Source organism: Hungatella effluvii, from assembly GCF_003201875.1.
Taxonomy (GTDB): domain Bacteria; phylum Bacillota; class Clostridia; order Lachnospirales; family Lachnospiraceae; genus Hungatella; species Hungatella effluvii.
Window position 1 is genome coordinate 1 of sequence record NZ_QJKD01000029.1, and the last position, 13,828, is coordinate 13,828.

Consider the following 13,828-nt stretch of genomic DNA (forward strand, 5'->3'; position numbering starts at 1 on the left):
CATTCGTATAGGATTTGGTAATGTAAAAGGATTCTGAGTTTTTTGATCTGGATGTAGTAACCCGCATAAATAATCACCTCAACACCATTATAGCATATATCACTAAATATTACTATATAATAAAACTAAAAAGTTGACAAAAAAATAAGCCTACAATAAGGCTTTGCAGCACTTTTAGATTGATTGATGTGTCAAACGCCCGAATGGATGAATCCCCGCGGCACCGATGTGACACAGGCATTCATCGATTATGCGCTTCCTTTGATTCAGGGCGAAGTGCAGAGGAAGACGGAATCGGGCCGGCCGGTTTATCTTTATCGTAAGAATCCGGTTCATACAAACAGTTGACAATGTAAAGCATTTGTCATATAATTCCTTTAAAGGAGTGTGATAACATGGCAACTATACCAACACAAATCAGAATTGAAGAAGAGTTAAAGAAACAGGCAGTGGAGTTATTTGGACAACTTGGAATGGATCTGTCCGGCGCAATGAATATTTTTTTAAAACAGTGTGTTTTGCGGGGAGGACTCCCCTTTAATGTAGAATTGCCAAAATATAAACCGGAAGTATTAGAGGCGATGGCAGAAGCAAAGCGCATTAGTAAAGACCCGAATACAAAAAAGTATAGTAGTTTTTCAGAAGCTTTAGAGGACATGGATTTATGACCTATCATTTAGTATTGACAGGGAAGTTCAAAAAAGGATTGAAACAAGCAAAAAAACGGGGACTCAATATTGCTTTACTTGATTCTATCGTTGAAAAACTGCTTCATGGAATACCTTTGGAAGAAAAGAATCGAGATCATGAGTTAAAGGGAGAGTTAAAGAATTTCAGGGAATGTCATATTCAACCTGATTGGCTGTTGATTTATTTATTGGAAAACGATATTCTTACCTTGACATTGGTTGATACAGGAACCCATGCAGATTTATTTGATATGTAATAATCCTAAGATTAATCAAGAGTATACAGACTGTATGATCCAAATTTTTACCCCCTCGAATCCGAGGGGGTAAAAATTTTTATTAATTGAAACAGCAGGCCATGAAGGGATTTACCCTGACTTTTCTATCCGTTTCCGGCTCCCTACTTCAAAAACCCATTCACAATCTGCGCTTCCGCTTCTGCCTCGCTGAGTCCCAGCGTCATCAGCTTGATAATCTGGTCTCCCGCTATTTTGCCGATGGCCGCCTCGTGGATCAGGGCTGCATCTGTGTTGTTGGCTGTGATCTTCGGAATCGCACTGATGTTGGCATGGTCCATGATGATGGCGTCACATTCGGAATGGCCGGCGCATCTTGAGTTGCCGTTGATCTCCGCTAAGAAGGTCTGTCTCGAATCATCTCTTGCCACCGCACGCGAAATGACGTTGGCGCTGGAATCATCCCCGTTTAAATTCACCACAAATCCGCTCACCGCCTCCTGAGCGCCGTGTGTCATCAGTCTCTCCTGGATAACCAGCTTCGCGCCGGCTGAAAGCTCGGCCTTCGTGTTCCGGTTTGTGGAATCCACGCCCTTGATCTGGACCATCTCCATCTCCATGTAGCTGTTTTCCTCCAGATACACCTCCGTGCCCGGGTTCATGATTCTCTTGCCGTTGCCGTCGCCCTCACCGTAGTGTTTCTCCACGTATTTCACTTTGGAATTCTTTCCCAGGTAAAAACGATGGATTCCGTCGTGCCGGGAATCCTGCTGCCCGCAGTTGCTGATGCCGCAGCCCGCCACGATCACCACGTCTGCGTCGTCTCCGATATAAAAATCATTATAAACTACCTCGGTCAAGCCGCTCTCGCTTAACACGACCGGGATATGAACACTCTCATGCTTCGTCCCCGGCTTAATATGAATATCGATGCCGGTGCCGTCGTCCTTCGATGTGATATCGATGTTGGCCGTCGTGTTCCGGCCCGCTGTCTGGCCGTTGGCGCGGAGATTATATGCGCCTTCCGGCACGTCATGTAAATCAGCGACTTCTTCTAACAGCCGCTTCTGAATCTCATCTATCTTTGCCATATCATGCCTCCTCCTTGTTGTAAAACTTCGTACAGGCATCCACTGCGGAAGCTGTCCCCAGAAGATGAGGAAGGATGTCATCCTTCGGGCCCTGCATGCTGATCTGACCGTTTGCGATCACCACGATCTCGTCCGCAATATCCAGAATCCTCTCCTGATGAGAAATGATTAAAATCGAACCATTTTTGATGTTTTGGCGCATGCGCTCGAATACTGCGATCAGGTTCTGGAAGCTCCATAAATCGATTCCGGCCTCCGGTTCATCGAAAATAGACAGCTTCGTTCCGCGCGCCAGCACGGTAGCAATCTCGATCCGCTTCAGTTCGCCGCCCGATAAACTGTCATTCACCTCGCGCTTGATATAATCCTTGGCACATAAGCCCACTTCGGATAAATACTGACATGCATCCGTAATATTAAGCTCTTTTCCCGATGCAAGGCGCAGAAGATCAAATACTTCAATCCCTTTAAAACGGACCGGCTGCTGGAATGCATAACTGATTCCGCTCTGAGCGCGCTCCGTAATGTTCTTCTCTGTAATATCTGCCCCGTCCAGTAAAATCCGTCCTCCGGTCGGCTTCTCAATTCCCGCAATCAGCTTCGCTAGAGTCGATTTCCCGCCTCCGTTGGGACCTGTGACGACGACAAATTTATTGCTCTCTATGGTCAGGTTTAAATTCCTGATAATCTCTTTCTGGCTCTTCTCATCCTGTACGCCAAAAGATAGGTTTTCTAATGTAAGCATATGTCTCCTCCTGTATCTCTTACTCAAACACCCGCACATGCTAGTATACACCATTTTTCCAATCTTTACTATATTTTTTTTCATATCGGTTCTTTTTCCCGCCTCCTCTTCATACACTTATAACAATATCCGTTTTACCATTCATAAGAAAACACACTTAAGGGAGAAATGTATATGAAATCCGATATGATACTCGACAATATGCCCTGCGGCATTGTAAAACTGAAGGCCGAAAGCGGCTTTCCGGTCCTCTATGCGAACCATGAATTGAAGCAGCTGAACGGAACCGGAAAACGCCTGGAAGAAATCGTGGAACCACAGGATTATCCGGAACTGGAGAAAGAAATCCTGGGACACTTAGGCAATTCACCTGCGCGTTTTGAACTGGAATTCCGAAGTCCGGCAGAGGGAGGAGACTCCTGCTGGTACCTCATCCGCATAAACTACGTCCCCGGAGGCGGAGAAGAGGTTCTCTACGGTATCATCATCGACATAAGTGACAGAAAGAAACGTCAGGAAGAATTACTCATCCGTGAGGAGCAGTACCGCCTCGCCAGCCGGCACTCCGGATGCAACATCAGCATTTACGACGTTCCGTCGAAAACTCTCTGTCAGCCACCCGATTCAGCATTTTCATTTCCCGGTCCCATTTCATTCCCGCCAACCCCTGATTTTATCATCGACAACGGTATTATCCACCGAGAGAGCGTCCAGGAATTTCTGGACTTTTACGATTCCATGGAAAATGGAGTCCCCGAAGGAAAATCGATCATCCGCATGAAAATGAAAAGTGGGGAATACCACTGGTTTTCTGCCTGCTACTCTCTCATATACGGACAGAACCGGGAACCGTTAAGAAGTATTATCTCCTATCAGGATATTACCGGGCAGTATGAAAAAGAACTTGCCTACCAAAAATGGATGGAGTACATGAATGAACAAAAAAAAGACTGTATCGGCTATTACGAATACAATCTGAAATACGATCTGTTTGAGGAAATCCTGGGCGAGCTCACCTCCACCCTTCCGGAATACGCCCGGAACACCTTCTCGGACATCATCAATTACATCGCGGAACACTTCATATATGAAGAGGACCGCGAAAACTACTTAAAGGTGTTTAACCGCAACCAGCTGCTCTACCACTACTACCACGGCAACCGCTCCCTTCAGACGGAACACAGAAGACTCCGTCCCGACGGCACCGCCTACTGGTGCCTGGGGTTGATTCAGATCGTTCCCGATCCGTATACCGACACCATCAAGGCATTTATCCTGATTAAGGACATCGACGAAGAGAAGAAAGAGGCCTTGACGCTCCAGGAAATGTCGAAGCAGGATTCCTTAACGGGCCTGTTAAACCGCGGCACCTCGGTCCGCGCCATCCGCCATTTTCTGAAAAACAGCCAGGACCACCACATTCTGATCATGCTGGATATCGACCGTTTTAAACAGATCAATGACCGGTACGGCCACCAGTTTGGAGACAAGGCCCTCCGCACCGCGGCCGCGCGCTTAAAATCAGCGCTCCGCCGTGATGATGTCTTCGGACGCATGGGCGGGGACGAGTTCATCATACTGTTGAAGGACGTCTCCTACTCCATGGACTTATATGCCCGCCTGGAGAATCTCTGCAGCCTGATTGGCAGCGCCCTGGAGCCGGAAGCACATATATCCGGCAGCATCGGCACCGCGGCCTTCCCCGAGGATGGGACTACCTTTGAAGCACTCTATGAGAAGGCCGATATCGCCCTGTACCATGCCAAGCTGCACGGGCGCAACCAGTACGCTGTGTATGAACCGGGTATGAGCATGTCGGAGGATATGGATTGATGCCTCCTCTGATTATTCCCCCGTTTTTTACGGCGGGGTGCCTGGCTCCGAAAGGGCCGGTGCTTTTCCCTGTGAGCCGAACAGCTTTATTTTTTCTGCGGCCACAGCCCGCATCGCCCTTTTGGATGTCTGCACGAGGTCAAAATAGCCCAGTATTACACCTGGTTACACACCTTTCCTTCCAGATATGCTTTTAAGTTATTGACCGCAATATCCATAAGCCTCTGCCTGGACTGCTTAGAGGCCCACGCAATATGCGGAGTAATAATTATATTAGGCGCTGTCAGCAGCGGATTATCTGCCTTAATCGGTTCTGTGGAAACCACATCCACCGCAGCGGCTGATACCTTGCCGGCTATTAATGCATCACGCAAGTCTTCTTCGGCAATCAGCGGCCCTCTGGAGTCATTTAATATCATAACTCCATCCTTCATTTTTGCGATGTTTTCCCGGTTAATCATGCCTTTTGTGGACTCAAAAAGGGGACAGTGAAGCGAGATAATATCCGCCTGGCTGAATAAATCATCTAAAGCGACCTGCCTGCATCCATTTTGCAGGCTTTCCAGGCTAAAAGGAAAAGCGTCATAGAAAACCACACGCATTCCGAATGCCAGCGCCAGCCCAGCCACAGCCTGTCCTATTTTTCCAAATCCGATAATTCCCATAGTCTTACCTGCAAGCTCCATCTGCGGATAATTCCAAAAACACCAGTCTTCACAGGAAGTCCACGCGCCCTTTTTTACACAGTCCGAGTGATCTCCCACATGATGGCACAGTTCAAGCAAAAGAGCCATTGTATACTGTGCTACAGCATTTGTCCCATAAGACGGAACATTTGTAACCGTTATTCCTCTTTTAGCGGCCTCGGAAACATCAATTACGTTATAGCCTGTAGCCAATACTCCAATGTATTTAAGGGTTGGGCACTGTTCCATAATTTCTTTCGAAATGACTGTTTTATTACTGAATACAGCTTCCGCATCTCCAATTCTTTCGGCACACAGTTCTTCCGGAGTCCTGTCGTAAACCATCAAGTCTCCCAGATCCTCCAGCCCTTTCCAACTCAAATCACCAGGATTTTCCGTATATCCATCTAAAACAACAATTTTCACGTCTGCTTCCTCTCCTTACTCTTTAACATCGTTACCAGATACTGTTTCCCTGTTTCCAGCTGTTGTTCATACGACATTCCCGAAGCTGCCACATAAAACTGTTTGCACACACCAAACGCCCTGACATTGCAGTCAGATAGACGCATGGCATAATCTGTCGCTTCCTCCATGACATCCTTTGCTGCTATCCGGTTAATAATTCCCGCTTCCATTGCCCGTTCCGCGTGAATTACCGTTCCCAATCCGGCCAGCTCCATGCAGATTTTTCTGCTTAAAGAATTCTGCACGCCAATCAGAGAGATCATGGGGGCAAGACCGTTCTGCCGTTCAGGAAGCGAAAATTCAGCCCAGGGAACAGATACTGCCATATCAAAGGTTTCCAAAAAACTTAAGCCCCCTCCCCCAGTATGTCCATTTACTGCTGCTACCGTAGGCTTTGGGAAACGGCTCATCTGCTTATGAAGCTCTGTAAGCATATCAGCAAATTGAATAATCTCCTCCGCCCCCTGATTTTTATAATCCCCAAGGTATCCGCCCATGCAAAAGTAATCACCCCAGCCGGTAAAAAGAAGAGCTCTGCAGTTTTCATCATTTCTGCATTCTTCAATTGCCCACAGAATCTCCTGCATTCCCGGAATGGTCAGAAGATTCTGCTTTTTATCAGAATGATAGGTTATACTTCTTATGGCGCCCTTTTTTTCAAGTTTTACATATTGACAATCCATTGGAACTCCCCCTACAGAAGCGACCGAATATAATCCATTATTTCAAAAGTATCCAGTTCTTTCTGCATCTGTCTTAATTTATCCTCGTCAATTTTTTCTGCCACATCGAAAATATAATCCATCCACTCAAATGTTTTCTCCATTATCCTTATGGGGTCGTGACGCTGAGGGAAGACATCGGCTGTAATCCAGCCTTCATAACCCACCTGTTTTAAGGCCAGAGCGAATTCAATATAGTCCCAAAGATTAACTGTACCAGGAACCATATCCCAGTCCCAGTTGCGGAAGTTATCATTGACATGGACATAGAATAATTTCCCAGTCTGCCCCAGAAAACTGGCGGAGTCAGCCGGAACCTCCAGTGCCTGAAGCGCATGGCCAAAATCCAGTGTCACACCTACATTCTCCTGTTCCGTCATTTGAGCAAAATATGCCATCTTCCCGGCATTATTAAGCAGGCAGTGTACTCTTGGTTCAGACTGTTTATATTCCAGACTGATTTTTACATCCTTTCTGTATTCTGCCGCTTCTCTGATTCCCTCAATGGCATGGGAGAATGCGTCCATATAATTAATTTCAAAAGGATAATCAACACCGTCGTTTAAAAGGGCACAGGTTACAATAGGGCATTCCAGCTGTGCCGCTCGGTCCATGGCTTCTTTCATGGCATCCACCGCTTTTCTCCGCACAGAGGCTTCCGGATGGGAAAAGGAACCGTAGCGCCAGATCTCGTCCCCCTTAACGTTTAAGTTTACGGTAGAAACTCCCAGTCCATAAGCATCAAGCATTTTTTTGAGTTCTGCAGCATTGGTAAAGTTTTGTGGATATACAACCTCTAATCCTGAACAGCCTTTCACTTTTGATGCCATCTTTACCATTTCTTCCATAGATCGGGCAGGCTGATAATCAATAAATCTGTCTTTAACCGTCCCCATAAACCCTGTAATAATCGAATACTTTCTCTTCATTTTTTTCTCCTTACTCAGTTTAGCCGACATATTTATTCGCGTAAATCTGTAAGTTTTACTGTCTTCTGTCTCACATTTCCATCGTGCAGATAAATCCGTGCTGTAAACTCACAGGCCTCTTCCGGTATCACATATGGATTCTGGTTCCATGTTGTTAATGAATAAAGCATAAATGGCTCCGCAAAGGAAGTGTACAACAGCTTATCGTCCTGGTAAAACTCCACATAATCAATCTGTTCCGGATAAAGGCTGGAAAGTCTCACATACCTCTTTCCCTCAATATGGTAATCTTTTTCGAATCCCTGCAGATAAAATTCATTTTCACCCATCTTTACACCTGAAATCATATTTTTCAGCCTTCTGGCGAAAAATGCATCCTCTCCTGGAGTAATTCCCCAGTCAGAAGGCGGTTCCTGCTTTGTAAAATCATTGTAGTATCCCCAGGAAGTATGTGTTGCACAGGAAACCTTAAGCTGACCAAACATCTGTGAATCTTCATTACATACGATCGGCTTATCCGGTGCCTTTTCATGAACACTCATGATAAAATCATACATCTCCTGCCTTCGCAGCCCATTACCATGAATCAGTATCACATCACTGTTCTCAATCACTTCCTGTTTGCAGATTCCGCCTCCTCCACTGGATCCTACTGCAAATTTATTGCCGGACCACTCCCTTGCAAGCTTAATCAGGCTGGCGATTCCCTCTCCGCTGCTAATCATCGGATGCTTATTGAAATTTCCCACATCATGTTCGTTTGCAACCTCTATGATAACATTCTCATATCCGGAATCCCTTAAAAATTCGCTGGCCGTGCGCACTGCTTCCATAATCGCCGTACCATCATGGAACAGATGCTCCTGAGCCTGATACAAAAAGCTGACAATCACCAGCATCCCTAGTTCATCACAAGCCTGCAGCACTTTTAACAGCCTGTTTTTATATGCTTCATTCAGCTGTTTTCCATCTCTGGAAAAACTGCCTGTATCTATGACGCTCCAGTCATCGTATGTATAAATAGGACCTCCTCCCTGCAGACCGATTGTGATTGCCCTGACTCCGGCCTCATACCAGTCCTTCAAAGCCGCTATCATTCTTTCTGTATTCTCTTCAGCATTAAATTTAATGCCAAACCGATCATATTTTCCCGAATTTTCAGGGTTTACATCATCAAAGATTCCCTGGATAAATCTTGTATTAAACAGAAGCCCATGAATCTTCTCATCGCTTCCCTCAATATCTGTATATGTTTTAATTCCATTAATGTAGAAATCGCCGTCCAGGATTTTATAATTTGTCTTTCTCATATGTCCTCCAAACTTATTTTTCACGTATTATCTGCGTTTTTCTCACTACTGACGGATCGGTAAATGGGTCGCTGCCGTCTTTAGCAGTTGTAGATATGGTATAAAAGACACAGCCTTCCTCTTCCGCCTGAAACCAGTGTTTCATCCCCGGATAAAGAGTCAGATTTTCGCATGGCTCCAGCAGAATCTGATGTCTGCATGTATAATACGCCTCTTTTCCCTCCGGAATTACAGATTCGCTGGTGTTTGGCTCGCCTTCTATGAAAACCCGAAGCGTTCCTGTTATAACCCGAAGCGTTTCTTCTTTTCCCGGTATCAAGCCAGACTTCCCAATTTCTTTACTTTCCTCATGCCAGTGCTCCGGTTCTGTCTGACCTGGAAACAGTGCGATAATTCTGCAGGCCACCTTTTCCGTTTCTGCAAGCGGCAAAATTTCTGCCCCCTCTACAAACAGATTGGACAGGCCAAAATCAGCCACATCCATACGGTCCAGTTCCTGATCTGAGCACCTGATTCCGGCTTTTCTAATCATATCTCCTGCTCTTCTTTTTGCCTGCCGCATACTGGATTCTGTAATCATTTCACACTCCCCGTCCCATCATACAACGCGCCTCACTGCAAATCATCTCCCACGTTATTCCGTTCTTTCTAAGCAGCTCCTCATATGGTGCAGATTCTCCGAAATGGTCCCTGACCCCAATTCGTTTTACCTTGCCTCTTCCCATTTCAGCTGCGACCTCACAGACTGCAGATCCAAGGCCATTGATAATATTATGATCTTCTACAGTTATAATTCTCCCGGTTTCCCGGACTGCCCGCCTTACAGTCTCGGCATCCAGTGGTTTTATTGTATGCATATCGTATAAGCCGGCGCTGATTCCTTCTTCTTCCAGAGCCTTGACGGCCTTCATGGCAATAGAGACAGTGTCTCCATTTGCAAACACAGTAATATCTTTTCCAGTTTTCAGACATTTTGCTTTGCCTATCTCAAATGTCTCTTCTTCCCCATATATATCGTCTACCGCATCTCGGGTAAATCTTAAATATACTGCGCCTTTATAATCTGCAGCCGCGCGAATAAGACGTCTCGCAGAATGGTAATCGGCAGGCATAATAACAGTCATTCCTGGTATGGTACGGAGAATCCCCATATCCTCTACACACTGATGAGAAGCGCCATCGTTAGCAGGTGTCAGACCGCCGTGGGAACAGAGTATTTTTACATTGAGTTCGGGATAACAGATTTCCTGTCGAATCTGCTCCAGAGCTCTCATACTTCCGAACACAGCATAGGTAACCACCATAGGAATTTTCCCCGTAGTTGACAAACCAGCTGCCATACCGACCGCATTCTGTTCTGAAATCCCTGCATTGACATGACGATCCGGAAATGCCGCTGCAAATGCCTGTGTCTTGCAGGATTTTGATACATCACAGTCAATCACATAGATCTTATCGCACTCTCCTCCAAGGCTTAAAACCTCATCCCCTAACGCCTCTCTGGTAGCCCTTTTACTCACAAAAACCACCTCCCAGCTCTTTCATTGCCTGTTTATACTGATTCGTATCCGGCGCCGTACCATGCCAGGATGCAACATTTTCCATAAATGACACACCTTTTCCCTTCACGGTATCGCATACGATGCATTTGGGTTTTCCATTTTTGCTGTCAAGCATTGACCTGGTGCCTGTCAGAATTTCAGACATGTCATGGCCATTTATCCTGATAGCTTCGAATCCAAATGCCTCAAATTTTACTCTTAGATCCATGGAAGGCATAATATCAGCCACAAATCCATCATTTTGAAGCCTGTTATTGTCCACAAATACTACAAGGTTATCCAGGTGATATTTATTGGCTGCCTGCGCCGCCTCCCAGACCTGCCCCTCATCACATTCTCCATCACCAAGCAGTACATAGGTCATATAACTTTTACCGTCTCGTTTAGCAGCGAGAGCCATACCAACGGCGCAGGATATTCCCTGTCCCAGAGAACCGGTAGAGATATCAATTCCCGGACATTTTTTCATATCCGGATGTCCCTGCAGTATTGATCCCTGCTTCCTTAATTGATAGATTTCCTCCTGTCCAATATAGCCCTTTAAAATTAATGCCGAGTATAGAACCGGGCAGACGTGCCCTTTCGAAAGGACAAACCGATCCCGATTCTCCCAGCTAGGGTTTTCAGGGTCTACATTCATCACCTCAAAATAGAGTGCTGTGACAATGTCTGCCGCGGACATGGAACCGCCCGGATGGCCGGATTGCGCATGATAAATCATGGCAAGTGCCGTCTTTCTTATTTCATTTGCTTTTTTTTGTAAATAATCCGTTTTCTCTTCTCTCATCTCTTTTACCTGTCTGCATATTATCAATAGTCAAAACAAATTAGTAGAACGTCCTACCTATTTTTTATCGAGAACAGGCAACCCTGTTCTCAGTATGTAACTTAATGATACACTAGACCCTGTTTCTCCATGTTTTAAGAGAATCTTCTACTGCCGCATGAATATCATCGTAATTCTTATCTTTAATACAGTTTAAAATCCTCTGGTGATAGACTGCCGCCAGGGAGTCGATTTTCTCAGTACGGACATTTTCACCAATGGAATTTTCAAATATACTATAGACCCCTTTCATAATTCTGATAAAAAAAACATTTTTACAGCTTTCTATCAGCGTCATATGAAATTCCATATCATATTTTTGCATTCGCTCAATATCCTGGGCCTGAATCGCAGCCTTCATCTGATCTATATTCTCCTGAAGTTTTTCCATCTCAGAATAGGTTATCTTCTGTACTGCCAATTGAACTGTTGCTTCATCCAGAATCTGTCTCAATTCCAAAAGCTCAGTACTTGTGCTGACATCGTAAATCATACTGTAGACCACTCTGTCAAATACGGAAGGATTGACCTGAGAACACACATAGGTTCCATCTCCCCGTTTAATTTCCACAATTCCCATGGTAGACAGTATTTTCATAGCCTCTCTGAGTGAATTCCGGCTCACCTGCATTTCTTCTATCAGCTCGTATTCACTGGGCAGTTTTGTACCAGCTTTGTAGTTCCCCTTAATAATAGAGTCGATGATTGTGTTGATAATCTGATCCACAATTGTTTTCTGCCCGATTGGTTTTAACTTTCTTTTATCGTATTCCGCCATAAATGGTACCATCCTCTTCATCAACTTATTTTTAATATAACACAATTTCATGCAAATAGGGGCAACAAACTGAACTATTTGGATCTTTTTTACATATTTACTGTTTCAGTCCGGAAAAAGCAATGCTCTGTACAATATACTTTTGTACGAATATAAAAACAATTGCCAGAGGGATTACACTTAAAATCGACAGCGCCAGGGCAATACCGGCATGAACCTGGCCATTGGCGCTTGCATTATACAATACCAGTCCAATCTGGATGGTATAGTTCTGACTCTTATTTAGCACGATCATCGGCCACAATAAGTCATTCCATACATTGACCACATCAAGAATAACAATAGTTGCGATAATGGGCTGCATCAGCGGCAGAAACAGCTGCGCATATATTCTGAACTTACTGGCTCCGTCAATTACTCCCGCCTCATATAAATCATCCGGAAGATCATCACAGAATTTTTTAACAAAGAACATAAACATGGCATTGGTCATAACTCCCGGAAGAATGACCCCCATAAACTGATTAGAAAACCCTAATTTTTTGATGATCTGATACATGGGCATCAGCTTAGTCTCAAACGGCACCATCATATTAGACAGTATAAATATCATAATTAAGTTTTTACCTGGGAATTTCCCTTTTGAAATACAAAAGCCCGTAAGAGTGGCAATAAACACATTAAATATGACATCTAAAACAGCAATAATGACGGTATTAAATAAATATCTTACAATTGGCACATTGGTCAGAGCCATCTCGTAATTAAATGTACTTAGTTTTTTCGGCAGCATCCTGGGTGGATATGGCAAAGTATATGATTTGAAATAATCAAAACTTGTAGAGACCAGCCATATGAATGGCAGTAAAATGACCAGCGCCATAATGGAAAGTACGCTATAATAAATAATATCTGCAATTCCTAATTTCTTTTTCACCTGCCTGCCCTCCTTCTGCCTCTTCTCTTTTTCCCGGTCCCGTCGTTACATTTCGCCGAGCGTCTGCGAGGGGAACCTTCCTCTTTATCATTGGTAACCAGATAGTTGATCAGGGTTACACCAAGAATAATGACAAACAGCATGATGGAGGCTGCAGCGGCCTGCCCTTCATCTTTATAATTCAGTGTTGAAAAAGAATTTTTATAGATAAAAAGCATGATAGTTCCAAGAGCTCCGGCTGGATTTCCTGTTTCACCACTCACCGCATATACTTCTGTAAAACGTTTGAGCGCGGAAATAGAGGAAGTAATCAGCACAAAAACGAATGTATTTTTAATACATGGAATTGTAATGTAAATCCATTTATTCCATTCATTGGCCCCATCAATCTCTGATGCCTCGTAAAGTTCTCTTGATACACTTTGCAGACCGGCAAAAAACAGTATAATATTGTAACCGATTCCTTTCCATATCGCCATAGCGACAAGCGATTCCCTTGCCGTAGCCGCACCGTTGAGCCAAAGCTTTGGACTGATTCCTAAAAATCCTAATAAGTAATTGATAATACCTGATTCATTCGGCATTAGAAGATATTTAAATAATGTGGCTACTGTCACCATTGACATGATCATTGGCAGTAAGAAAATCACCTTAAAAACATTCTTTCCCCTTCGCACATGATTAAGCATGTTAGCAATAATAAATGCGACAGGCACATTGAAACCAACGCCGAGCACTGCCATATACAGTGTGTTTACTACATCTTTCTTGAATTCGTCATTTCCAAACAGTATTTTATAATTTGTAAATCCGATAAAAGTACCTTTAATGTTTTCAAGGCTTGTTCCAAGCGTACGAAGCAATGGGTACACGTTAAAAACTACCGTTCCTGTCAGCGGAATTAACAATAATAGGTACCAGCTCAGTATTTTTTTAGTCTTTGACCATCTCACACCGTTTCCTCCTAACGACATTTCACGGGATACCGCACCAGCAGTATCCCGTGGATACAGGTG

General features: G+C 44.4%; 15 protein-coding genes. 3 read left to right on the top strand and 12 right to left on the bottom strand.

Annotated elements, in window-relative coordinates; translation table 11 throughout:
- The first annotated feature begins 395 nt into the window (after positions 1-395).
- Positions 396-668, top strand: a complete 273-nt coding sequence (locus DFR60_RS28890; RefSeq protein WP_110326590.1) for a type II toxin-antitoxin system RelB/DinJ family antitoxin — start codon at positions 396-398, stop codon at positions 666-668.
- A complete protein-coding gene (locus tag DFR60_RS28895; RefSeq protein ID WP_110326592.1) occupies positions 665-946 on the top strand; it encodes a type II toxin-antitoxin system YafQ family toxin in 282 nt (93 codons plus the stop codon). Before DFR60_RS28890 ends, DFR60_RS28895 begins: the two co-directional genes overlap by 4 nt.
- Positions 947-1,089: 143 nt before the next feature.
- On the opposite strand, the gene DFR60_RS28900 is transcribed toward DFR60_RS28895, so the two are convergent.
- Positions 1,090-2,016 carry a SufB/SufD family protein gene (locus tag DFR60_RS28900; RefSeq protein WP_110326594.1) on the bottom strand — a complete coding sequence of 309 codons (927 nt, stop codon included), beginning with the start codon at positions 2,014-2,016 and terminating at the stop codon, positions 1,090-1,092.
- 1 nt (position 2,017) lies between these two features.
- Positions 2,018-2,761, bottom strand: coding sequence for an ABC transporter ATP-binding protein (locus DFR60_RS28905; protein WP_055653012.1), 744 nt, complete (start codon positions 2,759-2,761; stop codon positions 2,018-2,020).
- A gap of 174 nt (positions 2,762-2,935) precedes the next feature.
- On the opposite strand from DFR60_RS28905, the gene DFR60_RS28910 reads away from it, so the two are divergent.
- Complete coding sequence (locus DFR60_RS28910; RefSeq protein ID WP_110326596.1) at positions 2,936-4,594, top strand: sensor domain-containing diguanylate cyclase; 1,659 nt, start codon at positions 2,936-2,938, stop codon at positions 4,592-4,594.
- Positions 4,595-4,749: 155 nt separating this feature from the next.
- Here DFR60_RS28910 and DFR60_RS28915 read toward each other — a convergent pair whose 3' ends face one another.
- The 10 genes from DFR60_RS28915 to DFR60_RS28960 all read right to left on the bottom strand — a co-directional run bounded on the left by DFR60_RS28915 (position 4,750) and on the right by DFR60_RS28960 (position 13,765).
- Positions 4,750-5,706, bottom strand: a complete 957-nt coding sequence (locus DFR60_RS28915; protein ID WP_110326598.1) for a D-2-hydroxyacid dehydrogenase — start codon at positions 5,704-5,706, stop codon at positions 4,750-4,752.
- A complete protein-coding gene (locus DFR60_RS28920; RefSeq protein WP_110326600.1) occupies positions 5,703-6,431 on the bottom strand; it encodes an enoyl-CoA hydratase/isomerase family protein in 729 nt (242 codons plus the stop codon). The genes DFR60_RS28915 and DFR60_RS28920 overlap by 4 nt, the downstream gene beginning before the upstream one ends.
- Before the next feature lie 11 nt (positions 6,432-6,442).
- The gene (locus DFR60_RS28925) at positions 6,443-7,399 is read right to left on the bottom strand and encodes a sugar phosphate isomerase/epimerase family protein (protein ID WP_167437757.1); all 957 of its coding nucleotides are present in this window, start codon (positions 7,397-7,399) and stop codon (positions 6,443-6,445) included.
- 32 nt (positions 7,400-7,431) lie between these two features.
- A complete protein-coding gene (locus DFR60_RS28930; protein ID WP_110326603.1) occupies positions 7,432-8,709 on the bottom strand; it encodes a glycoside hydrolase family protein in 1,278 nt (425 codons plus the stop codon).
- A gap of 13 nt (positions 8,710-8,722) precedes the next feature.
- Entirely contained in the window at positions 8,723-9,241 is a 519-nt protein-coding gene (locus DFR60_RS28935; RefSeq protein WP_146218639.1) for a D-lyxose/D-mannose family sugar isomerase, read from the bottom strand.
- A 49-nt stretch (positions 9,242-9,290) separates the two neighbouring features.
- The gene (locus DFR60_RS28940) at positions 9,291-10,229 is read right to left on the bottom strand and encodes a transketolase family protein (RefSeq protein WP_110326607.1); all 939 of its coding nucleotides are present in this window, start codon (positions 10,227-10,229) and stop codon (positions 9,291-9,293) included.
- The gene (locus tag DFR60_RS28945) at positions 10,222-11,058 is read right to left on the bottom strand and encodes a transketolase (RefSeq protein ID WP_110326609.1); all 837 of its coding nucleotides are present in this window, start codon (positions 11,056-11,058) and stop codon (positions 10,222-10,224) included. Before DFR60_RS28945 ends, DFR60_RS28940 begins: the two co-directional genes overlap by 8 nt.
- A gap of 112 nt (positions 11,059-11,170) precedes the next feature.
- Positions 11,171-11,875, bottom strand: a complete 705-nt coding sequence (locus DFR60_RS28950) for a FadR/GntR family transcriptional regulator (RefSeq protein ID WP_167437758.1) — start codon at positions 11,873-11,875, stop codon at positions 11,171-11,173.
- A gap of 97 nt (positions 11,876-11,972) precedes the next feature.
- The gene (locus DFR60_RS28955) at positions 11,973-12,812 is read right to left on the bottom strand and encodes a carbohydrate ABC transporter permease (protein WP_110326613.1); all 840 of its coding nucleotides are present in this window, start codon (positions 12,810-12,812) and stop codon (positions 11,973-11,975) included.
- Positions 12,809-13,765, bottom strand: a complete 957-nt coding sequence (locus DFR60_RS28960) for a carbohydrate ABC transporter permease (RefSeq protein WP_167437759.1) — start codon at positions 13,763-13,765, stop codon at positions 12,809-12,811. The genes DFR60_RS28955 and DFR60_RS28960 overlap by 4 nt, the downstream gene beginning before the upstream one ends.
- Between the last annotated feature and the right edge of the window lie 63 nt (positions 13,766-13,828).

Coding starts and splice junctions, on each gene's coding strand:
- DFR60_RS28890 (WP_110326590.1), top strand. CDS start 396: ATGGCAACTATACCAACACAAATCAGAATTGAAGAAGAGTTAAAGAAA.
- DFR60_RS28895 (WP_110326592.1), top strand. CDS start 665: ATGACCTATCATTTAGTATTGACAGGGAAGTTCAAAAAAGGATTGAAA.
- DFR60_RS28900 (WP_110326594.1), bottom strand. CDS start 2,016: ATGGCAAAGATAGATGAGATTCAGAAGCGGCTGTTAGAAGAAGTCGCT.
- DFR60_RS28905 (WP_055653012.1), bottom strand. CDS start 2,761: ATGCTTACATTAGAAAACCTATCTTTTGGCGTACAGGATGAGAAGAGC.
- DFR60_RS28910 (WP_110326596.1), top strand. CDS start 2,936: ATGAAATCCGATATGATACTCGACAATATGCCCTGCGGCATTGTAAAA.
- DFR60_RS28920 (WP_110326600.1), bottom strand. CDS start 6,431: ATGGATTGTCAATATGTAAAACTTGAAAAAAAGGGCGCCATAAGAAGT.
- DFR60_RS28925 (WP_167437757.1), bottom strand. CDS start 7,399: ATGAAGAGAAAGTATTCGATTATTACAGGGTTTATGGGGACGGTTAAA.
- DFR60_RS28930 (WP_110326603.1), bottom strand. CDS start 8,709: ATGAGAAAGACAAATTATAAAATCCTGGACGGCGATTTCTACATTAAT.
- DFR60_RS28935 (WP_146218639.1), bottom strand. CDS start 9,241: ATGATTAGAAAAGCCGGAATCAGGTGCTCAGATCAGGAACTGGACCGT.
- DFR60_RS28945 (WP_110326609.1), bottom strand. CDS start 11,058: ATGAGAGAAGAGAAAACGGATTATTTACAAAAAAAAGCAAATGAAATA.
- DFR60_RS28950 (WP_167437758.1), bottom strand. CDS start 11,875: ATGGCGGAATACGATAAAAGAAAGTTAAAACCAATCGGGCAGAAAACA.